Annotated in this window: 20 protein-coding genes; 15 read left to right on the forward strand and 5 right to left on the reverse strand. The window is 65.6% G+C overall.

Going from position 1 to position 20,507, the window contains the following annotated elements; all coding sequences use genetic code 11:
- Positions 1–14: 14 nt before the first annotated feature.
- Positions 15–1,265, reverse strand: a complete 1,251-nt coding sequence (locus D9V34_RS02840; RefSeq protein WP_183091819.1) for an MFS transporter — start codon at positions 1,263–1,265, stop codon at positions 15–17.
- A gap of 174 nt (positions 1,266–1,439) precedes the next feature.
- Between D9V34_RS02840 and purU the strand changes: the two genes are divergently transcribed.
- The 5 genes from purU to D9V34_RS02865 all read left to right on the forward strand — a co-directional run bounded on the left by purU (position 1,440) and on the right by D9V34_RS02865 (position 5,859).
- A complete protein-coding gene (purU, locus tag D9V34_RS02845) occupies positions 1,440–2,312 on the forward strand; it encodes a formyltetrahydrofolate deformylase (protein ID WP_245991850.1) in 873 nt (290 codons plus the stop codon).
- 169 nt (positions 2,313–2,481) lie between these two features.
- Entirely contained in the window at positions 2,482–3,321 is an 840-nt protein-coding gene (locus D9V34_RS02850) for a polysaccharide lyase family 7 protein (protein WP_121687425.1), read from the forward strand.
- Between the two features lie 56 nt (positions 3,322–3,377).
- Positions 3,378–3,734 carry a YrdB family protein gene (locus D9V34_RS02855; RefSeq protein WP_245991851.1) on the forward strand — a complete coding sequence of 119 codons (357 nt, stop codon included), beginning with the start codon at positions 3,378–3,380 and terminating at the stop codon, positions 3,732–3,734.
- A 149-nt stretch (positions 3,735–3,883) separates the two neighbouring features.
- Positions 3,884–5,239: an FAD-binding oxidoreductase gene (locus D9V34_RS02860; protein ID WP_121687427.1), complete on the forward strand. Its 1,356-nt coding sequence runs from the start codon at positions 3,884–3,886 to the stop codon at positions 5,237–5,239.
- Positions 5,240–5,325: 86 nt separating this feature from the next.
- Positions 5,326–5,859: a hypothetical protein gene (locus D9V34_RS02865; protein ID WP_121687428.1), complete on the forward strand. Its 534-nt coding sequence runs from the start codon at positions 5,326–5,328 to the stop codon at positions 5,857–5,859.
- An 87-nt stretch (positions 5,860–5,946) separates the two neighbouring features.
- Here D9V34_RS02865 and D9V34_RS02870 read toward each other — a convergent pair whose 3' ends face one another.
- Positions 5,947–7,161, reverse strand: a complete 1,215-nt coding sequence (locus D9V34_RS02870) for an NADP-dependent isocitrate dehydrogenase (protein WP_121687429.1) — start codon at positions 7,159–7,161, stop codon at positions 5,947–5,949.
- A 163-nt stretch (positions 7,162–7,324) separates the two neighbouring features.
- Between D9V34_RS02870 and D9V34_RS02875 the strand changes: the two genes are divergently transcribed.
- The 3 genes from D9V34_RS02875 to D9V34_RS02885 all read left to right on the forward strand — a co-directional run bounded on the left by D9V34_RS02875 (position 7,325) and on the right by D9V34_RS02885 (position 8,827).
- Complete coding sequence (locus tag D9V34_RS02875) at positions 7,325–7,777, forward strand: GNAT family N-acetyltransferase (RefSeq protein ID WP_121687430.1); 453 nt, start codon at positions 7,325–7,327, stop codon at positions 7,775–7,777.
- A complete protein-coding gene (locus D9V34_RS02880; RefSeq protein WP_121687431.1) occupies positions 7,778–8,170 on the forward strand; it encodes an MGMT family protein in 393 nt (130 codons plus the stop codon).
- A 228-nt stretch (positions 8,171–8,398) separates the two neighbouring features.
- Entirely contained in the window at positions 8,399–8,827 is a 429-nt protein-coding gene (locus D9V34_RS02885; RefSeq protein ID WP_121687432.1) for a hypothetical protein, read from the forward strand.
- Positions 8,828–8,901: 74 nt separating this feature from the next.
- On the opposite strand, the gene D9V34_RS02890 is transcribed toward D9V34_RS02885, so the two are convergent.
- The 3 genes from D9V34_RS02890 to D9V34_RS02900 form a co-directional block, all read right to left on the reverse strand.
- A complete protein-coding gene (locus tag D9V34_RS02890; protein WP_121687433.1) occupies positions 8,902–10,719 on the reverse strand; it encodes an ABC transporter ATP-binding protein in 1,818 nt (605 codons plus the stop codon).
- Entirely contained in the window at positions 10,716–12,491 is a 1,776-nt protein-coding gene (locus D9V34_RS02895; protein ID WP_121687434.1) for an ABC transporter ATP-binding protein, read from the reverse strand. Before D9V34_RS02895 ends, D9V34_RS02890 begins: the two co-directional genes overlap by 4 nt.
- Positions 12,492–12,641: 150 nt before the next feature.
- On the reverse strand, positions 12,642–13,445 hold the full coding sequence (locus D9V34_RS02900; RefSeq protein ID WP_121687435.1) for a DeoR/GlpR family DNA-binding transcription regulator: 804 nt from the start codon (positions 13,443–13,445) through the stop codon (positions 12,642–12,644).
- A 128-nt stretch (positions 13,446–13,573) separates the two neighbouring features.
- On the opposite strand from D9V34_RS02900, the gene D9V34_RS02905 reads away from it, so the two are divergent.
- From D9V34_RS02905 to D9V34_RS02935, 7 genes are all read left to right on the forward strand, one after another.
- Positions 13,574–14,449 (forward strand): SIS domain-containing protein, encoded by an 876-nt coding sequence (locus D9V34_RS02905; RefSeq protein ID WP_121687436.1) that lies wholly within the window; start codon positions 13,574–13,576, stop codon positions 14,447–14,449.
- Positions 14,446–15,450, forward strand: coding sequence for an ROK family protein (locus D9V34_RS02910; RefSeq protein ID WP_121687437.1), 1,005 nt, complete (start codon positions 14,446–14,448; stop codon positions 15,448–15,450). The genes D9V34_RS02905 and D9V34_RS02910 overlap by 4 nt, the downstream gene beginning before the upstream one ends.
- Positions 15,447–16,367, forward strand: a complete 921-nt coding sequence (locus D9V34_RS02915) for a 1-phosphofructokinase family hexose kinase (RefSeq protein WP_121687438.1) — start codon at positions 15,447–15,449, stop codon at positions 16,365–16,367. Before D9V34_RS02910 ends, D9V34_RS02915 begins: the two co-directional genes overlap by 4 nt.
- Positions 16,364–17,230 carry a class II fructose-bisphosphate aldolase gene (locus D9V34_RS02920; protein WP_121687439.1) on the forward strand — a complete coding sequence of 289 codons (867 nt, stop codon included), beginning with the start codon at positions 16,364–16,366 and terminating at the stop codon, positions 17,228–17,230. Before D9V34_RS02915 ends, D9V34_RS02920 begins: the two co-directional genes overlap by 4 nt.
- Before the next feature lie 19 nt (positions 17,231–17,249).
- Complete coding sequence (locus tag D9V34_RS02925) at positions 17,250–18,572, forward strand: extracellular solute-binding protein (protein WP_121687440.1); 1,323 nt, start codon at positions 17,250–17,252, stop codon at positions 18,570–18,572.
- 75 nt (positions 18,573–18,647) lie between these two features.
- Positions 18,648–19,640 (forward strand): carbohydrate ABC transporter permease, encoded by a 993-nt coding sequence (locus D9V34_RS02930; RefSeq protein WP_121687441.1) that lies wholly within the window; start codon positions 18,648–18,650, stop codon positions 19,638–19,640.
- Positions 19,637–20,506 (forward strand): carbohydrate ABC transporter permease, encoded by an 870-nt coding sequence (locus D9V34_RS02935; protein ID WP_220700527.1) that lies wholly within the window; start codon positions 19,637–19,639, stop codon positions 20,504–20,506. Before D9V34_RS02930 ends, D9V34_RS02935 begins: the two co-directional genes overlap by 4 nt.
- Position 20,507 lies beyond the last annotated feature (1 nt).

The following is a 20,507-nucleotide window of genomic DNA, read 5'->3' on the forward strand; positions in this document are numbered from 1 at the left end:
GGATCATTCCCCGTTTAGGCCGGAACCTCGGCCAATTCCGGTGTCGGCGAGTGGCGCTCGACCGCCGCCTTGACCCGTCCACGCGCGATCAGGAACAGCACCAAACCGGCCGCGGTGAGGGCGGCCGAGAGGATCGGCAGCGCGCCCAAACCATATGCCGAAAGCAGAATACCTCCGAAGAGTGCGCCGCCTCCGATGCCCAGGTTGAACGCGGTGGTGTAGAACGCACCGGCGTTGTCGCGGTTCTCGGGGGCCGCGGCCCGCAGCATCAGGGTCTGTGCCAGCGGCGGGATCAGGCCGAAGCAGAATCCCCAGATCGCCATCGCGATGGCGGCGATGATCGGCGACTGCGCGGTCATCGCGATCACGCTGACCGCGACCACACAGCCGACCAGGCCGATCGCCAATCCACGCAGCGGCAGCCGGGAGAAGATACCGCCGGTAAAGAACAGCGAGATCGCCCCGAACGCACCAAACCCGAGCAGGGCCACACTCACCAGTTCGGCGGGAATCCCGATAAACCCAATGAAGAACGGGGTGATGTAGGTGAAGAAGGCGTAGTAACCGGTCATGGTCAGCGCGACCATGATGCAGATCAGCGCCACCGGGAGCACCGAGCCGGGCACCTTATTACCGGCGGCATCGGTCTTGGCTGCCTTCGGGGTGACCGGATCCTGGGCCACCTTCGGCAGGAAGAAGAACACGGCCAGCGCGCCGAGCGCGAGGGCCACGGCGACCGCGCCGAAGGCAACCCGCCAGCCCACCGCGTGGCCGAGGGCGGTGCCCAGCGGGACCCCGAGGATCATGGCGAGGGTTCCGCCGGTCAGCGCGATGGTGATCGCACGACCGATCAGGTGCGGGGCCACCAGACGCGAGGCATAGGCCGGGGTCAGTGACCAGAACATACCGTGGGCCACCCCGCCGAGGATCCGGGCAAACACGATGGCCGGATAGCTCGGCAGCACCGCGGTCAGCACGTTACACAGAGCCAGGGTCAGCAGGATCGCGACCATCAGCGTGTGCCGCGGCAGACGCCGGGTCACCCGAATCATCGTGGTGCTGGTGAGTACCACGGTAAAAGCAAAAATGGTCACCAGCAATCCCACCTGGGATTCGGTCACACCCAGGTCGGCACTCATCTCGGGCAGCAGCCCGGTGGGCATCATCTCGCTGGTAATGGAGAGGAAAACGGAGACCGAGAGGGCGATCAAACCCAGCATCGGCAGCGCATTCGAGCGCACGGGTGTCGTGGTTGAAGAGGTCATCAGGAAAATTTCCGGAATGGCGTTCACTCGGGCCGGGACTGTGCCTCGGGCGGCGAGTTCGTCTGCGCGCTGATGTGCGCGCCCAGGGCTCTCGGGGACTGCCGGAACCATATATTAGGGTACAGGGTTGGCCCGGAATACGCATCTACCCCGCCAAGGCAATACTCTAGAGCGGTGACCAACAACACCGCCCCCGCAGAACTGAACCACTGGGTAATCACCCTCGTATGTGCCGACCAGCCCGGCATCGTCCACGATGTGAGTGGATCGATCGTCGCCGCCCGCGGCAACATCACCGAGAGCCAGCAGTTCTCCAGCGCCGACACCGGCCGCTTCTTTATGCGCCTGCAGGTCGAGTCCGCCGCCTCCTATGAGGAGTTTGCCGCGGCCCTCGCCCCGGTCGTGGAGCGCTTTGACGCGACCTGGACCCTGGACCGCGTGGGTCGTCCGCTGCGCACCCTGGTGCTGGCCAGCAAGGCCGGCCACTGTGTCAACGACCTGCTGTTCCGTCAGCGCGGCGGGCAGCTGCCGGTGGAGATTCCGCTGGTGCTCGCCAACCACGACGTGCTGGGCGACCTGGCCGAGTTCTACGGCGTCCCGTTCGAGTCCCACGCGGTCACCGGCCCCGAGAGCAAGGCGGCGTTTGAGGCGCGCGTGCTTGAAGCCGTCGAGGAGCACAACATCGAACTCGTGGTTCTCGCCCGCTACATGCAGATCCTCTCCCCCGAGCTGTGCGAGGCGCTCGCCGGCAAGGCCATCAACATTCACCACTCCTTCCTGCCCGGCTTCAAGGGCGCAAACCCCTACCGTCAGGCGCATGCCCGCGGCGTGAAGCTGATCGGTGCCACCGCGCACTTTGTGACCAGCGACCTGGATGAGGGCCCGATCATCGAGCAGAACGTGGTGCGCGTGGACCACTCCCGCTCACCCGAACAGCTGATCTCGATCGGTCAGGATGAGGAGAGCCGGACCCTGACCCAGGCCGTGCGCTGGTTCGCCGAGGACCGCATCCTGCTGGACGGCGACCGCACCATCATCTTCCGCTAGACACCGGTCATCCATCAACGGCGCGCTGCCCCCTCGGGGTGGCGCGCCGTTGTTTTTTCCCGGCCGGAGAAACACACAACAAACCCTCGGCGAGTCCAAAGCCTGGGACCCTACATTGTGGACGGGTGCCACAGAGCCATTCGGCCGGGCCAGAAAATTGGGAGTCTTCATGAAGCGTCGCACGGCACTGATCACGGCCGGGGGCACGGTCCTGGTGGCCGCCGGACTGGTGGTTGCGGTCCCGAACCTCGTGCACCCGGGACATCTGCGCCACACCGATTCGCGGGCACTCGCCTCCACGATCTCCGCCAAGCACCCGACCCCGCAGTCGACACCGGCAAGCGGCGCCGCACCCTCCAGCCGCTTCAACCTCGCCGACTGGGAGCTGCAGCTCCCCACCGGCCCGCAGGGTGATCCCACCACCATTTCGCCCACGGCCCTCACCGGCGGGTACACAAACAAGGACTACTTTTACCTGAACCAGGCCGGGCAGATGACGTTCTGGGCACCCGAAAACGGGGTCCACACCCCACACTCGCAGTACGGACGCAGCGAGCTGCGCCAGATGAACCCGGACGGTTCCCTCGCCGAGTGGAAGGTCACCGAAAACCACACCCTCAGCGCGACCGTCGCGGTCCCCGATGTGACCAAGCGGGTGTGCGTGGGGCAGGTGCACCTGGGCACCGGCGGCCCCTCCACCAAGGTGGTCACCGAACTGTTCTACGATGCCGACGGACAGATCACCCTGGGCGTCGCCAAATCCCCGGACGGCGGTCAGACCATGTATCCGCTGGGCACCGTCGCGCTCGGCCAGAACTGGACCTATTCGATCACCGTGGATAATCACCGGCTCCGGGTGAGTGTCAACGGCACAGAAAGCAGCTATCCGATCCCCGCCTCCTTCGACCGGTACAACGTGTACTTCAAGGCAGGCTCCTACAACCAGTCCTCCTCGGACAGCGCCACCAATGGCGCCCGGGTGGAGTTCTCCGCGCTCTCGCTGACCTAGGCGAGCCGGCGGGCACCGATGCCGGACTGGGCGTCGGAATCCCGTAGACTATGCGGGTGTCAGACGTAACCCCTCGCCCCGCCTTTGCTCCCAACGATATTCTTCGACTCTTCCTGGAGCTCGCCGCGGTGGTCATCGTCGCGATTTGGGGATTCACCTCCTGGCCCTTCCCCTGGAACATCGCCTTTGGTATCGCGGCCCCCGCCCTCGTGGTGCTGATCTGGGCCCTGTTCCAGTCGCCGCGCGCCGTGATCCACTTTGATGTCTTCGGTCGCGCGCTGATCGAGATCTTCGTGATGTTTGGTGCCTCGCTGGCACTGTGGCACCTGGGTAGCTGGATCGGTGCCGTGATCCTCGCGGTCATCTCCACCATTTCGGGCCTGTTACACGGCCTGCGCTCGCTGAACCGGTAACCGCTCAGGCTCGGGTTCATCCCCCGCGGTCCGAGTCTCCGGTGCGCGCACCCCACGAGAGCTCGGCCTACGCCCTCCCGCCGCGGCGATCCGGGTAACCCGGCGTCTTCCGGGTGGGCCCCTCGACGCGCACTCGCTAGGATGCCCCTATGCTCTCCGAATTGCGCGCGGTTCTCGGCGACCGCCTCGACACCTCCCCCGACGCACTCGAGATCGTTCGCAGCGACCGCTCGGGCTACGTGTCGGCCGGGGCACCACTCGGCATCGTGCACGCCGAATCCGTCGAGGATGTTCAGGCCACGCTGCGCTGGGCACACGCCCACCGGGTGCCCGTGGTCACCCGCGGCGCAGGCACGGGACTGGCCGGCGCCGCCACCGCGGGTCCCGGCGAGATTGTGCTGTCGACCGCCCGGATGACCCGGATCCACGAGATTAACGACGTGGACCTGCTCGCGGTGATCGAGCCGGGCATCATCAACGCCGACCTCAATGCGGTGCTCGCCGAGCACGGCCTGTGGTTTGCCCCGGACCCCGCCTCCCGTGCCATCTCCACCGTCGGCGGCAACATTGCGACCAACGCCGGCGGGCTACTGTGCGCCAAATACGGGGTGACCCGGGAGGCCGTGCTGGCCCTTGACGTGGTCCTCGCCGATGGCTCGCTGATCTCGATGGGACACCGCAGTGTTAAGGGGGTCACCGGCCTCGACCTGACCGCACTCATGGTGGGCTCCGAGGGCCTGCTCGGCGTCATCGTGGGTGCGACCGTCCGTCTGCGACGCGCGGTTCCCGGGCCGGTACACACCATCGCCGCCTACTTCCCCAGTGTGCGCGACGCTGCCGAGGCATCCGTCGCGATCGGTCGCGCGGGTCTCACCCCGGCCATCATGGAGCTGCTGGATGCGACCTGCCTCGCCACCGTGCACGCCCATCTGGGCCGTCCCACCCCGCCGCTCGGACAGAGCCAGCTGGTGCTGCGGACCGACGGTCCCGATGCCCGCGAGGCCGCCGAAGCGGCGCTGGGGATTCTGCGTGCGCACGGCGCAACGGCCGAGCTCGCGGCCACCGAGCGGGAGGGCGAGGACCTGCTGATCGTCCGCCGGGCGATGCACCCGGCACTGGAAACCCTCGGTTATCCGCTGATCGAGGATGTGAGTGTCCCCCGCTCCAAGCTCGCCGAGATGTTTGATGCGATCGCCGCGGTATCCGAGCGCTTCGATATTCCGATTCCCACCCTCTCCCATGCCGGCGACGGGAACCTGCATCCCAACCTGATTGTGGACGGTCCCGAGGTGCCCGAACGCGTCTGGGAGGCGGCACACGCACTCTTCCAGGCCTGCCTGGAGCTCGGTGGCACCCTCTCCGGAGAGCACGGCATCGGGGTACTCAAGCAGCGCTGGCTGGCCGAGGAACTGGGTGAGACCCAGCATGAGCTCCAGAAGCGGATCAAGCTGGCGTTTGATCCACTCAACATCCTGAACCCGGGGAAGGTGTTTGCGCGCTCCTGATGCAGGGGCAATGGCGCTCACCCGGGGGGGGTGATCCCCCAGTCGGGTCTGCTACGCTCGCCGAGCACCCGAACCGAAAGACTGTTATGCACCTGCTCACCCCACGCCGCCTCGCCCTGGTTCCGATTCTGCTTGTCGGGGTGATCGGACTCGCCGGTTGTTCGGCTGGCGATCCGGCCCCCTCACCCTCCTCCACCGCGCAGTCGGCGCCTCGGGTAGAACCATTCCCCTCACCCACCACCTCTCCCACGGGTGACCCGGTGGATCTGGCAACCGCGTGTGCCACCGCCAATGAGGCGCTCAACACCGCCTATCCGGCAAACTCCACGGTCAACCCGACCGAGGACCCGGCGGGCGCGTTCGCGACCCTGCGCGCCACCAACATCCAGCTCTCCAACGCCTTCAACACGATCAATAACGACGAGGTTCGCAAGGCTGGCCTCGAACTCACCACCACCGCCGCCGCGATGGCCAACGTCCTTCAGCAGGGCCAGACCGATCCCAGCAAGGTAGATCTGGACAAGCTCTCCACCGCGGAAAAGGCGGCCAAGGACGCCGATGCGGCATTCCTCAAGCTCTGCCCGAGCGCCACGCCCCCGGCAACCACACCCGCCGGCTAGCCTCGCGCACGGCAAAACGGCCCCGTCGGATCCGAAGATCCGACGGGGCCGTTTTGCCGGGGATGAGCCCGAGCTACTGCCGGGCTACTAGCCCAGGCGAGCCTGGAGGTTCGCGGTGATCGACGCGAGGAATTCCTCGGTGGTCTGGTAGGCCTGGTCCGGGCCAACCAGGAGCGCGAGGTCCTTGGTCATCTTGCCTGATTCGACGGTCTTGATCACGACGTCTTCGAGGGTGTTGGCGAAGTCGATCAGCTCCTGGTTGCCGTCCAGCTTGCCACGGTGGGCGAAGCCACGGGTCCAGGCGAAGATCGAGGCGATCGGGTTGGTCGAGGTCGGCTTGCCGGCCTGGTGCTGACGGTAGTGACGGGTCACGGTACCGTGAGCAGCCTCGGCCTCCACAACCTTGCCGTCCGGAGTCGACAGCACCGAGGTCATCAGACCCAGCGAGCCGAAGCCCTGGGCCACGGTGTCGGACTGCACGTCACCGTCGTAGTTCTTGCAGGCCCAGACGTAACCGCCCTCCCACTTCATGGCCGAGGCCACCATGTCATCGATCAGGCGGTGCTCGTAGGTGAGGCCCGCGGCGTCGAAGTCGGCCTTGAACTCGGCCTCGAAGATGTCCTCGAAGATGTCCTTGAAGCGACCGTCATAGGCCTTCAGGATGGTGTTCTTGGTCGAGAGGTAAACCGGGTAGTTACGGCTCAGACCGTAGTTAAGCGAGGCGCGAGCGAAGTCGCGGATCGAGGAGTCGAGGTTGTACTGAACCTGGGCAATACCGTCGCTGGGTGCCTGGTAAACCTCGAACTTCTGAGCTTCGCCACCGTCCTTGGGGGTGAACTCAACGGTCAGGGTGCCCTCACCCTGGAACAGGAAGTCGGTCGCGCGGTACTGGTCGCCGAAGGCGTGACGGCCGATGATGATCGGCTTGTTCCAGCCCGGAACCAGACGCGGGATGTTGGAGATGATAATCGGCTCACGGAAGATCACGCCGCCGAGGATGTTGCGGATGGTGCCGTTGGGGCTCTTCCACATCTTCTTCAGACCGAACTCCTCAACCCGAGCCTCGTCCGGGGTGATGGTTGCGCACTTCACGCCGACGCCGTGCTTCTGGATCGCGTGAGCGGCATCGATGGTGATCTGGTCGTCGGTAGCGTCGCGCGACTCGATACCCAGGTCGTAGTACTCCAGGTTCACGTCGACATAGGGGTGAATCAGGGTGTCCTTGATGGACTGCCAGATGATGCGGGTCATCTCGTCGCCGTCGAGCTCGACAACGGTTCCCTCAACCTTGATTTTGCTCATAAGAGTGCTCCTCAGAAACGGGCCGGGTCCGGCCACCAGCCAGCTTACCGGAGCGAGCGAATTATCTCGACATCGAGACAGATTCGGTGGGTGAACATCCAGTATCCAGAGTATTCGCGCCCACGGGCTACCACTGTCGGAAGGGTGGGGCTACCCTAGGAACATGACCGACCTACGCCTTGAGGAACTTTCGGCCACGACCATCGTCGCGGTAAACGCCCTGACCCTGAAGCCCGGACAGGAGCAGTTTGTTGCGCCCGTCTCCTACTCGGTAGCCGCCGCCGTCACCGACCCATCCACCACCTGGCAGCGCGTGGTTCTGCGCGATAACAAGGTGGTCGGCTTCATCCAGGGTTCCTTCGACGAAGACTCTCCCAGCGAGGAGTTCCGCAGCGTGCTCTGGCGGATCAACGTGGACGCCGATGCTCAGGGCGAGGGTGTGGGCACCTTCGCGGTCGACGCCCTGACCGAGGAGGCTCGCAAGCGCGGCTTCGATCACGTCAGCGTGATCTATGAGCCCGGCGACCTGGGTCCCGATGTCTTCTTCCGCCAGGTCGGCTTCGAGCCCGTGGGCGAAACCGCCTACGGCGAGGTCCTGGCCCGCCGTAGCATCTAGGTGACGGTTCCGGAGTCGAGCGAGCCCGAATTCCGGGTGGTCCTCCCCGTCATCGACGACCCCGAGGCGTTCCTCGAGGCCGTCTATCGTGTGGTGCTGGCGATCCCTCCGGGACGCGTGATGAGCTATGGCGGGGTCGCCGCGGCGATGGGGACCCGCGCCGCACGCCAGGTGGGTGCGATCATGTCCCGACAGGGCAATGATCTGCCCTGGTGGCGGGTGATCCGCGCCGATGGGACGCTGCCCACCCATTTGGCCGAGGCCGCCCTGGAATACTGGGAGGCCGAGGGCACCGCGCTGCGCCGGCTGGGTGGGCATCCGCGGCCGGCGAAATCGGCCTTTGTCACCCGGGTCGAGGCCGTCTTCGAAACAAAAACCGCACCCCACGCCTGAGCTAAAATCCAAAACATGAGATTCCAGTCCCCCAAATGGGGAACATGGGAAGAGCCACGCGAGAATCATTACCGAATCGTTGCAATTCGCGAATGTGCCACCGAGGCAACTTAACTCCGCAGTATCACGCGGTTTTTGCGCCCGATGTGGCAAAAATCATCCCCGAGGACGACACACGCCACGCCTGCGTACGATGTTCGTCACAGGAAAGCGCGTTGTAATGGAATTATGCAACGTGTTTGGTCTTCTGCTCGCATTCTCTCCTTCGCCGCCCTCTCCGTGGTCGGGGTGATTGGGCTTGCCGGGTGCGGAACGGTTAACACCCTGATTGCCGAACCGAAGTCCGCGATCTACCCCACCTATAAGGAATTTGCGCCGGAGGCCGAAAAGCTCGCGCCGACCCCGTTCATTCCCGAAGACTCCACGAACATCCGGATCAAGTCGCACCCGTCCACCCCGGGAACCCTGATCACCTTCCACACCGACTCTCCGCTGCCCGAGGGCGTGTGCAAGCCCGGTGAGCGCCCCGAATCACCCGGTCTGAACGACACCTGGTGGCCCACCGAGGTCCCCAAGGAGGTCCAAATCTGCGGTGACTGGAGCATCTTCTCGGCCTTCGGCAACTACTACGGCGAGACGCTGGTCTCCCCCAAGTAGTCAGTCGGTTCCACACAAACGGCGAGGGTGCCACGGATATTTCCGTGGCACCCTCGCCGTTTTAACGCCCAGGTCTAGACCAGCGAGTTCCGCCAGGCCGCATGGAGCTTGGCAAAGCGGCCGGTCCCGCTGATCAGCGCCTCGGGGGTATCGTCCTCGACGATCTGGCCCTGCTCCATCACGAGCACCCGGTCGGCGATGGCCACCGTGGACAGTCGGTGCGCGATGATCACCGCGGTCCGCGAGGCGAGCAGCGTTTGCAGTGCGTTCTGCACCGCGCGCTCACCCGGAATATCGAGCGAGGCGGTCGCCTCATCCAGCAGCAGCACCGCGGGATCGGCAAGGAACGCCCGGGCAAACGAGACCAGCTGACGCTGACCCGCCGACAGGCGTCCACCACGCTTATTCACGTCGGTATCAAACCCGGCGGGCATCGCCTCGATGAAGGTGTCGGCGCCCACCGCACGGGCGGCTTCGATGATCTGCTCGCGGGTGGCATCGGGGTTTCCCAGCGCAATGTTGTCGGCGATGGTGCCCGAGAACAGGTACGCCTCCTGGGTGACCATCACCACCGCACGGCGCAGGTGCGCATCATCCAGATCGCGCAGGTCCACCCCGTCCAGCGTGACCCGGCCCGAGGTCGGGTCGTAGAACCGGGACATGAGCTTGGCCAGCGTGGTTTTGCCCGCACCGGTGGCTCCCACCAGGGCGATGGTCTGCCCGGCGGGAATCTCCAGCGAGAATTTCGGCAGGATCTCGACCCCGTTGCCGTACCCAAACGTGGTCTCCCGGAACTCCAGGTGACCGCGCGGCGTGTGCAGCGCGACCGGTGCCTGAGGTGCGGGCACGCCCGGCTCCTCCTCCAGCACACCCGAGATCTTCTCCAGCGCGGCCGCGGCCGACTGATAGGAGTTGTAGAACATGGCCATGTCCTCAACCGGATCGAAGAAGCGCTTGGCATAGAGGACCGCGGCCAGCAGCGTTCCGATCGCGATGGCACCGCCGGCCACCCGCAGGCCGCCAACCAGCACAATCACGGCCACCGAGACATTGGCGATCAGGATCAGGCCCGGATCGAAGATTCCGAACAGGCCGATCACCCGGGCGTTGATCCCCCGCAGGTTCTCAACCTTCTCGCCGAACTCCTCCTCGTTGCGGCGACGGGCACGGAAGGCCTTGACCGCGCGGATGCCGGTCATGGTCTCCACAAACTTCACGATGGTCTGAGCCGAGGCCACCCGCTGCTGACGGAACAGCACCTGCGAGCGGCGCTGGAACCAGCGGCCGAGCAGGAGCAGCGGGATCAGCGCGATCGCGATCACCAGGGCGCTGATCGGATCCAACAGGACCATCGCAACCGCGGTGAACGACATGTAGAGCACGCCGGACACCAGCTGGTTGATGCCGGAATCCAGCAGCTCGCGGATCGCGTCGAGGTCACTGGTCTGGCGCGAGATGATCCGGCCGGAGGTGTAGCTCTCGTGGAAGTCGAGGCTGAGGTCCTGGGTGTGCGCAAACACGCGCAGGCGCAGATCCAGCAGGATCGCCTGGCTCACCCGGGCACTAAGGATCGTGTACCAGGAGATGAGCACGGCGCCCACGATCCCCGAGGCCAGCAGCGCCCCCACGGCCAGGAAGGCGGGGCCCCAGTCGGCCTGATCCAGCACCGCGGGCAGCGCCTGGTTCAGCCCGAACGCGATCAGCGCGGGGCCGGCGACCTGCGCGGCGGTCGAGAGAATCACGACCACCATGGTCAGGATGACCCGGCCGCGGACCGGCCGCACCAGCTCGCCCAGGAGCTTCAGGGATCGCTTACGGATCCGTGCGGATTCCTCGGGGGTCAGCGAGGAGCGTTCCTCGCCGCTCACCCCCTGCACGGTGTTGTCACTCATCGGGTGTTCTCCTCGTCCAAACTGGACAGTACAAATCGGTATTCGGCGCTGCGTTCCAGCAGCTCACGGTGGGTGCCCGCGTCGTGGATACGGCCCTCGTGCAGCAGAACCACGTGATCGGCGGTCTGCACGGTCGAGGGGCGGTGGGCCACGATCAGGGTTGAGGTGTTGCCGTAGTCGCGGCGCATCCCCTCCTCTACCCGGGCCTCGGTGTTCACATCCAGTGCCGAGAGCGGGTCGTCGAGGACCAGGATCTTCGGATCGGTGGCCAGTGCCCGAGCCAGCGCCACGCGCTGACGCTGACCGCCGGAGAGGCTCATGCCCTCCTCACCCACCACGGTTTCCACACCCTCGGGAAGGCGACGGACAAAGTCTGCCTGGGACACATCGAGGGCGCGATCCAGCGACTTCTGGGCGGTCTCCGGATCGGTCTTGGTGTCGTCCCGGCCCAGCAGCACGTTGTCACGGATCGAGGCGCTGAAGAGCGTGGGCTCCTCAAACGCCACCGACTGATTGGCGTAGATGTCGTCGCGGTTGAGCTCGCGCAGGTCGATCCCGTCCAGGCGGATGGATCCTCCGGTCACCTCATAGAGGCGCGAGGCGAGGGCCGTCAGCGTGGACTTCCCCGATCCGGTCAGGCCCACCACGGCCACGGTTTGACCCGGCTCCACGGTGAAGGAGACCCCGTCCAGCAGGTCGGGGGTGCCCTCGGGGGCGTCGGGGAAGCGGAAGTGAACGTTGTCGAACTCCAGGCGTCCGCGGGGGTTCTCGATGTGCTTCGGAGCCTCGGGATCGGCCAGGGTGATCGGCTCGTCCATGACCTCGAAGAAACGGTCGGTCGCGGCACGCGCATCCAGGGTCATCGCCAGCAGGAATCCGATGGATTCCAGCGGGAAGCGCAGGATCGTCGCGGTGGCGAAGAACGCAAAGAGCTCGCCCACGCTGATCTGGCCCTGGCTGGCCAGCCAGATACCACCGAGCAGACACAGCGCGAAGCCGATGTCCGGGAGCAGCACCAGCCACAGCCAGATGCCGGCGAGGGCCTTGGCCTTTTTGATCTCGGTGCCCTGGAGGTCCTGGGCCTGACGGGTGAACCCACGCAGCGCGTGCCGGCCACGGCCGAAGGCCTTGAGGACCCGGATGCCGTGCACCGATTCCTCAACCGAGGTGGCCAGGTCGCCGGTCTGGTCCTGGCTCAGCCGAGCCACCACGGCGTAGCGCTTTTCAAACGCGAAGCCGTAGATCCAGATCGGCACCGAGATCAGCAGGAAGATCCCGCCGAGCAGTGGATGCCAGGTGAACAGCACCGCGGTACCCACCACGATGGTGACCAGGTTCACAAACAGCAGGATGATGCCGAAGGCAAGCCAGCGACGAATCAAACCCAGGTCGGTGCCCTGACGAGAGAGCAGCTGACCGGATTGCCAGCGGTCGTGGAAGGACACCGGCAGATCCTGCAGGCGCTCATACATCGCGTTGCGCATCGCGGCTTCAACGTGGGTACCGGGGGTCAGCACCAGCCAGCGGCGCACGGCCACGGTAGCCGCCTCGGCCACACCGAGCGCCAGCACGATCCCGGCCGCGCCGATGATCAGTGCGGTATCGCGGGAGGCCAGTGGGCCATCCACGAGCTCACGCAGCACCAGCGGGATCGCCAGTGCCAGCAGCCCCGCAAACAGGCCGGCCACGCCGCCGAGCGCGAGGCGCGGCAAAGCGGGACGTGCGTATTCGCGCAGGCGCCACAGGGAGGAAAAAACAGAACGTTCAGACATGCGTACCCGGAAGGTCGAAATATGGCCCCGCCACCGAGAAGTTGAACATCGATGTACGAGGGTGACGCCGGGTCCCGGCGAACAGCCTTTCAGGATATCGTCAGGTTACGAAAAATTTCAAGCCGATGGCGCGTTATTTTCCAAGCCCGCTCAGGCGTCGGATTCCTGGGTGGTAACCACAACCTCGACGCCGGCGGCGGCGAACTGGCCCGCAATCTCGGGGTTCAGGGGCTGATCGGTGACCAGCACGTCGATCACCTCCAGGGGGCAGATCCGCGCAAAGGTGGATCGTAAAATCTTGGTGGAATCGGCCACCACGATCACCCGAGCCCCCACCTCGGCGAAGATTCGGCTCACCTCGGCCTCGCTCTCATGCACGGTCGTTGCCCCAAACTTGGGACCCAGACCGTCCACACCGAGCACCACAACGTCGAGGGCAAACTCGGTCAGGGTATCGCGCACCAGCGGCCCCACCAGCTCATAGGACTGGGCGCGGGCGACGCCCCCGGTCACCGTAATCTTCACGTTGCGGCGCAGCGAGAGCTCATAGGCGATATTCAGCGCATTGGTCACCAGGGTCAGTCCCGGCTCGCCGTCCTCGCGCACAAACCGCTCACTCTTGGCCAGGTGCCGGGCCACCTCGGTGGTGGTGGTTCCACCGTTGATCCCCACGGTCGCACCGGTGGGAATCAGAGCCTCGGTCGCCCGGGCGATGGCGATCTTGGCCTCGGCCTGTAGGGCAATTTTGTACTGCAGCGGCAGCTCGTATCCGGTACTCAGAGCCGAAGCGCCACCGTGGGTGCGAGTCACCAGGCGCTGTTCGGCGAGTGTGGTGAGGTCGCGCCTTGCGGTCGCGGCTGACACCTCAAACTCGGCGACGATATCGGCGATCGAAACGTTGCCGCGCTCCCCCACATAGTCGAGGAGACGGTTGAGTCGCTGCTGGGTAGTCACGGGGCCATCCTATCTGCCGTTCCCTCACGGTCATCGCAGGCGTTTTTGATTAGTTTTGATTAATTATGTTGATTAACGATCATTAACAGTCATATTCTATAGTCACCGCACCGATGAAAGGACATCGAATGGCTTCACGATTTGTCTCCCGTGAGCTGGAATCCCAGCCCGAGACCTGGCGTTTGACTCCCGCGGTTGCCGCGAACAACGCCGCCCTCCTCCCCCAGCCCGGCGAACGGGTCGCCGTGGTGGGGTGTGGAACCAGCTGGTTTATTGCGATGAGCTATGCGGTGGCACGTGAACGCTCGGGCCAGGGCGTCACCGATGCGTTTGCCGGATCGGAATACCCCGCGGATCGAACCTACGATCGGATCCTCGCCATCACCCGCTCGGGCACCACCACCGAGATCGTGGACCTGCTCGGGCACGTGTCCATCCCCACCACCGTGATCACCGCGGTGGCCGACAGCCCGGTGATCACCCTCGCCGACCACCGGGTACTGATCCCCTTTGCCGATGAACAATCGGTGGTGCAGACCCGGTTTGCCACCACGACCCTCGCCCTGTTGCGTGCCCATCTGGGCGAAAACGTTGAGGCGCTGGCGGCGCAGGCCGAACGGGCGCTCACCCTTCCCATCGACGACCTGTTGGACGCCGACCAGGTGACCTTTGTGGGGCGTGGCCCCGCCGTGGGCCTCGCCCAGGAGGCCGCGCTGAAAACCCGCGAGGCCGCCCAGTTCTGGGCCGAGGCCTACCCGGCGATGGACTACCGGCACGGCCCGATCGCCATCGCCCAACCCGGCAGGCTGGTGTGGTCCCTCGGCGAGTATCCCGAGGGTCTCGACCAGGAGGTGGCCCGCACCGGTGCCCGGTTTGTGCATCACAATCTGGACCCGCTGGCCGAACTCGTGATCGTGCACCGTTTCGCCGTGGCTCTCGCCGAGCGGCGCGGTCTGAACCCCGACCAGCCACGCGCACTCACCCGATCGGTCATCCTCGCATGAGTACCCCGTCGGTCACTCCCGAGGAGGACGTGGTGATCGGGATCGATGTGGGCGGCACCGGGATCAAGACCGGCCTCTTCCACTCCGACGGTCGGGTTCTCGCGCTGCGTCGCGACACCACCCCGAGCAATGATGCCGGCGCACGCTCCCTGGCCGCCCTCGTTGTTGAGGTTGTCCGCTGGGCCTACGAGTCCTCGCGGGCGGCCGGATACGCCCCGCTGGCGGTGGGAATCGTTGTCCCCGGGATCCTCGAAGAGGCGTCGGGGATTGTGGGTCTTGCGGTCAACCTGGGGTGGCGGAATCTCCCGCTGCGCGATCTGGTGCGTACGGCCCTGGACGAGGCTGGGTTTACCCTCCCGCTGGCGTTTGGACACGATGTCCGCGCCGGCGCACTCGCCGAAAGCTACCCACGCGTGGGCGATACCGTCCACCATAACCGCATTGCCTTTGTCCCGATCGGGACCGGGATCGCCAGCGCCCTGGTGGAAAACGGCCGGGTTGTGGGCGGCGGGCTCGCCGGTGAAATCGGACAGTTGCGGCTCACCCACGGACCCTTCCGCGGTCAGACCGTTGAGGAAGCCGCCTCGGCACGGGCGATCGCTCGTCGCGCCGGTGTCGCGAACGCCCACGAACTTGCGGACCTGGTCCGCGCGGGCAATGCCGAAGCGCAGCACATCTGGGACGATGCGGTTGAGGTACTCGCCGAGGCTCTCGCCTGGATTGCCGCGATTTCCGGGGCCACCCGGATCGTGGTGGGTGGCGGCCTTGCTGAATCGGGCGATCTCCTGCTGCTGCCGCTCAACACCCGGGTCGCCCAGATTCTCTCCCCGATGCCCGCACCCGAAATCGTCAGGGCCCGCCACGGAGATACGGCGAGCGCACGCGGTGCCGCACTACTGGCCCGTGCCGTCGCCACCCGGGAGGAACGCTATCCGTCCACCCGGGACTCGGCCGCAACTCCCGCCGAAACATCCCACCCCGAGCCGGCGGTGACGGCATGACCGGCGTGCTGGTCCTCACCCCGAATCCCGCGCTGGATCTGGGCTATCGGGTTGATCGTCAGCGCATCGGCGTCACTCAGCGTGTGCGTGAGGTCACCACTCGGCCCGGCGGCAAGGGCAATAATGTGGCCCGTGTCCTACACACCCTCGGGGTGCCGGTTGCCACGATCCAGCCCCTTGGCGGTGCCACCGGCGAGGGGATCGAGTCCTCGCTGCGGGATCTGGGGATTCCCGTCCACGCCTTCCCGATCCAGGGGCACACGCGGCGCACCGTCACGGTGATTGACGGGATCGACCACCCCACGATGCTGGGGGAACCCGGACCGGTGGTGACGGACATGGAGTGGGACTCGTTCTCCCGGCTGCTGCTCACGCGCTTGGCAGCGCGCTCAACGCTGGTGATTGCCGGATCGCTGCCGGTCGACACCGATCCCCGCGTGGTCGCCGACTGGGTACGTCTGGCACACACTCAGGGGGCACGCACGGTAGTGGATGTTTCCGGCCGGGCACTGATCGCCGCAGCCGAGGCGCGCGCCGAGGTTCTCACCCCCAATGCGGCCGAGGCGATGGAGGCCACGGGCACCCACGGGATCGACGATGCGGCCACCGCACTGCTGCGGTTGGGTGCACATACGGTGGTCATCTCCCAGGGCTCGGCGGGACTGTACGGCTACACGGCCGACCGATCCCGCTCGGTGCCCGCGGTCCCCGGCGTCACCGGAAATCCGACCGGTGCCGGGGATGCGGTGACCGCCGGCCTGGTTCGCGCGTTGGAACGGGGTACCGACATCCTGGACTCGCTCGAGGCCGCGTCAGCGCTCGGAGCGGCCGCGGTACTGAGCCCGGTGGCTGGGGAGCTCGATCCCGCCGACGCCCGAGGATTTGAAGGTCTCCTTCGGACCGAGGTGGCGCGATGATCGCCCCCAGCACCCTGCACGGCCTGCCCGGGCTCCTGGCCGAGGCTCGCGCGCAGCACACCGGCGTGGGTGCATTCAACGTGGTGCTCTTAGAACATGCCGAGGCCATCGTGGCCGGTGCCGAGGAGGCCGGGTCGCCGGTCATCCTGCAGATCAGCGAGAACTGCGTTCGCTATCACGGTTCACTCACCCCGATTCTGCGGGGAAGCCTGGGCATCGCCGCCGCCGCCCGGGTTCCGGTGCTGGTGCACCTGGACCACATCGAGGATCCCGAACTGATCATGCAGGGGCTCCGGCTCGGGGTGGACAGCGTGATGTACGACGGCTCCGGACTGGACTACGCGGCCAACGTGGACGCCACCGCACGGATCGCCGCCCGCTGCCACGCGGCCGGGGTCGGCATCGAGGCCGAGCTGGGCAGGGTCGGCGGTAAGGACGGGGTACATGCCCCCGGCGTCCGCACCGACCCGGGCGAGGCCGCCGCGTTTGTCGCGGCCACCGGGGTGGATGCGCTGGCGGTCGCCGTGGGTTCCTCCCATGCGATGCAGCAGCGCACGGCCGAAGTGGATCGTGACCTGATCGCCCGCCTCGCCACCGCGGTTCCGGTCCCCCTGGTGTTACACGGTTCCTCGGGCCTCTCCGACGACCAGCTTCGCGGGGCAATCGCCGCGGGCATGACCAAGATCAACATCTCCACGCACCTCAACGGTCTGTTCACCCGGGCCATTCGCGCGGAGCTGGAGCAATCCCCCACAACGACCGATCCGCGACGCTATATCGCCCGTGGTAAGTCCGCGATTCAGACCGAAACGGCCCGGCTGCTTCGGCTGATCACCACACAGTCTCCCCGCATCACGCAGTAATCCAATGAAGGAGCTTCACATGCGCTTTTCGAAAACCGGCACCCTCGTCGCGATGGCCGCGGCCTCGGCGCTGCTGCTGACCGCCTGTTCCGGGACCGCCAACGGCGGCGCGGCTACCGGCGACACCGTCGTGCCCAAGACCGATGGGAAGGGTAAAACCATCACCGTCTGGACCATGCAGGACGACTACGACGCGGCCACCATCGCCGCGATCAACGCTGAGTTTGAAAAGCAGACCGGCGCCAAGGTCAACATCCAGGAACAGCAGTGGAACGGGATCACCACCAAGATCTCCACGGCCCTAGCCACCTCGACCCCGCCGGACGTACTGGATCTCGGCAACACCCAGGTCGCCAGCTTCGCCGAAAACGGCGGTCTGCTCGACCTCACCCCGTATAAGAAGGACCTCCAGCAGGGCCAAACCTGGGTCACCGGCCTGGAGGAGCCCGCCACCGTGGACGGCGCCCTCTACGCGGTCCCGAGCTTCGCCGGCAGCCGCGCGGTGCTCTACAACAAGAAGATCTGGGCCGCCGCCGGGGTCACCGAGGCCCCAACCACCTACGCCGAGCTCACCGCGGCGCTGGATAAGGTCAAGGCCGCCAACACCGAGGCCGACTTCTCGCCGCTCTACTTCCCCGGCCAGAACTGGCAGGCCAGCTTGCAGTGGGTATGGGATGCCGGTGGTGACATCGCCACGGTCAAGAACGGCACCTGGAGCGGTGCGCTCAGTAGCCCCGAGGCGCAGAAGGGATTGGAGGCCTGGAAGGACTTCCAGAACACCTACTCGACCCCGGCCTCGCAGACCCTGGATGTGCAGAGCCCCGCCCAGGTGCAGGTGTTTGCCGATGGGAAGACCTCGGCCATCATCGCCACCTACGGCCTGATTTCCCAGGTCCTCAAGGCCAACCCCGCCCTCACCGCCGATGATCTGGGTGCCTTCGCACTGCCGGGTATTTCGGGGAAGCCGCAGCCGGTCCTGATCGGCGGATCCGACTGGGGCATTCCGACCAAGACCACCAATAAGGATCTGGCTCTGCAGTGGACCAAAATCGCCGCCAGCCCGACCATCCAGAAGGACTTCGTGTTTGGTAGCAACGGGTGGATTCCCAACTCGACCGAGCTGGCCACGGAGATCGGCGCGACCCTCGACCCCACCCGTAAGGCATTCTTCGACGCCACCCAGATCTCCCGGGCCACCCCGGCCGCCGCCCGCTGGGCTGATCTGGAGGGGGACAAGAGCATCAACAACCTCTTCACCAGCATCGCCTCGGGGGCTAAGAGCGCCAAGGATGCGGCGGCAACCTTCGACCAGGCCACGGATAAGACGCTCAACAAAAAGTAGCACCCACGTTCCGGGCGGGCAGACCCTGGTCCGCCCGGAACCCCACTCCACAGTCACGGCATTCCGAAGGACACCATGAACGCCACCTCCACGCTTCTCCCGCCGGACGCACAGTCGCGTCCCGCGGGTGCCACCCGGGCACCCCACACACCGCCGCCCACCGGGCGCGGCCCGCGCCGCCGACGCACCCTCGCTCCCTTTGCGCTGCTGGCACCGGGCGGGATCCTGCTGGCCCTGGTGACCCTGGCACCGATCGTGTTTGTGGTGTTCATCTCGTTTACCGATTTTGGTCAGCGCTCCCTGTTCACCGGCGCGTTTGCCGGGGTCGGATTCGACCAGTACACGGCGCTGCTCGGCGATCCCGAGTTCTGGTATTCGGTCCTGCGCACGATCGGTTTCACCGTGGCCCTGGTGGCCGGCAGCGTGCTGATTGGGATGGGCGTCTCGCACCTGCTGACCCGACTGAATACGGGCATGCGCCTCGCGGTCACAATCGTACTGATCTGCGCCTGGGCGATGCCCAACGTGGCTGCCTCGCTGGTGTGGACCTGGCTGTTTCAGCCCGGCTACGGCGTGATGAACTGGATACTGACCCAGCTGCACGTCTTCGGTGATATGACAAACACCAACTGGGCCAACGATCCGGTCCTGGCCTACACCAGCATCTGGATGCTCGTGGTGTGGCAGGCGGTCCCGTTTATCGCGCTGACCCTGAACGCCGCCGAAACCCAGGTGCCCGGGGAGTACATCGAGGCGGCGCGGCTCGACGGTGCGGGTGAGTTCCGTATCTACCGCACGGTCACCCTGCAGCATATGAAACCCACCCTGTTCCTGGTCACCATCCTCTCGGTCATCTGGGACTTCAATATCTTCAACCAGATCTGGCTGGTGTCCTCGGGCGGCCCGGACGGCGCCACCTCAACGCTGGGAGTGTTCATGTACACCACCGCCTTTGTGGGCTTTGATATTGCCCGCGGTGCTGCCATCGCCGTGGTCACCACGCTCATGCTGCTGGGCCTCACGGCCGTCTATATTCGCAGCCTGATCCGATCGGGGGAGGAACTGTGAGTGCCACCATCGCCCGTCCCCGATCCGGCTCACGTCGGCACCGTCGCCCGCTGCGCTGGAAGGCCACCACGATTGCCGCGATCTTCTGTGTGGTGTGGATCTTCCCGACCTACTGGATGGTGAACACCGCGTTCAAACCGCGCTCGGAACTGATGAGCCCGGTGCCCAAGTTCTGGCCGGAAAACCCGACGGTGGACAACTTTGTGGTCGCGGTCACCCAGACCGGGTTCCTGCGCAACCTCGCCAACAGTGCGATCGTGGTCATTATCGCGGTGGTGTGTGCGATCCTGCTGGGCCTGCTGGCCGCCGCCGCGCTCTCGGTGTTCAGGTTCCGCAGCCGGCGTTCGATCCTGGTCGCGATTCTGGTGATTCAGATGCTGCCGGCCACCTCACTGCTGATCCCGCAGTTCCTGATCTTCAACAGCGTGGGCTTGCTCGGCACCTACGTGGGGCTGATCCTGGCCTATATCTCGCTGACCCTGCCGTTTGCGATCTGGGTCATGCGCGGATTTTTTGTGGCCATCCCCGCCGAGGTCGGCGAGGCCGCGCAGATCGATGGAGCCTCCAGCTGGCAGATGCTCACCAGGATTTACTTCCCACTGGTTGCCCCCGGCGTGATCTCCACCAGCGTGTTTGCGTTCATCACCGCCTGGAACGACTATCTGATTGCCTACACATTCATGAAGGATCAGGCCATGTATACCCTCCCGGTGTGGTTGGCTACCTTTAGCACCCCGACACACGGGACCGATTTTGGCGGGCAGATGGCCGCGTCGGTTCTGTTTGCCCTCCCCGTGGTGGTGTTTTTCATGCTTGTTCAACGACGACTCGTATCCGGGATCACCGCCGGATCCGTGAAGGGATAGT

It is taken from the genome of Mycetocola lacteus (assembly GCF_003667575.1).
GTDB classification, from domain to species: Bacteria; Actinomycetota; Actinomycetes; order Actinomycetales; family Microbacteriaceae; genus Mycetocola; species Mycetocola lacteus.

Bases quoted from the DNA above. Each gene is read 5' to 3' on its own strand.
- D9V34_RS02840 (WP_183091819.1), bottom strand. From the start codon at position 1,265: ATGACCTCTTCAACCACGACACCCGTGCGCTCGAATGCGCTGCCGATG.
- D9V34_RS02850 (WP_121687425.1), top strand. From the start codon at position 2,482: ATGAAGCGTCGCACGGCACTGATCACGGCCGGGGGCACGGTCCTGGTG.
- D9V34_RS02860 (WP_121687427.1), top strand. From the start codon at position 3,884: ATGCTCTCCGAATTGCGCGCGGTTCTCGGCGACCGCCTCGACACCTCC.
- D9V34_RS02865 (WP_121687428.1), top strand. From the start codon at position 5,326: ATGCACCTGCTCACCCCACGCCGCCTCGCCCTGGTTCCGATTCTGCTT.
- D9V34_RS02870 (WP_121687429.1), bottom strand. From the start codon at position 7,161: ATGAGCAAAATCAAGGTTGAGGGAACCGTTGTCGAGCTCGACGGCGAC.
- D9V34_RS02875 (WP_121687430.1), top strand. From the start codon at position 7,325: ATGACCGACCTACGCCTTGAGGAACTTTCGGCCACGACCATCGTCGCG.
- D9V34_RS02885 (WP_121687432.1), top strand. From the start codon at position 8,399: ATGCAACGTGTTTGGTCTTCTGCTCGCATTCTCTCCTTCGCCGCCCTC.
- D9V34_RS02890 (WP_121687433.1), bottom strand. From the start codon at position 10,719: ATGAGTGACAACACCGTGCAGGGGGTGAGCGGCGAGGAACGCTCCTCG.
- D9V34_RS02895 (WP_121687434.1), bottom strand. From the start codon at position 12,491: ATGTCTGAACGTTCTGTTTTTTCCTCCCTGTGGCGCCTGCGCGAATAC.
- D9V34_RS02905 (WP_121687436.1), top strand. From the start codon at position 13,574: ATGGCTTCACGATTTGTCTCCCGTGAGCTGGAATCCCAGCCCGAGACC.
- D9V34_RS02910 (WP_121687437.1), top strand. From the start codon at position 14,446: ATGAGTACCCCGTCGGTCACTCCCGAGGAGGACGTGGTGATCGGGATC.
- D9V34_RS02915 (WP_121687438.1), top strand. From the start codon at position 15,447: ATGACCGGCGTGCTGGTCCTCACCCCGAATCCCGCGCTGGATCTGGGC.
- D9V34_RS02920 (WP_121687439.1), top strand. From the start codon at position 16,364: ATGATCGCCCCCAGCACCCTGCACGGCCTGCCCGGGCTCCTGGCCGAG.
- D9V34_RS02925 (WP_121687440.1), top strand. From the start codon at position 17,250: ATGCGCTTTTCGAAAACCGGCACCCTCGTCGCGATGGCCGCGGCCTCG.
- D9V34_RS02930 (WP_121687441.1), top strand. From the start codon at position 18,648: ATGAACGCCACCTCCACGCTTCTCCCGCCGGACGCACAGTCGCGTCCC.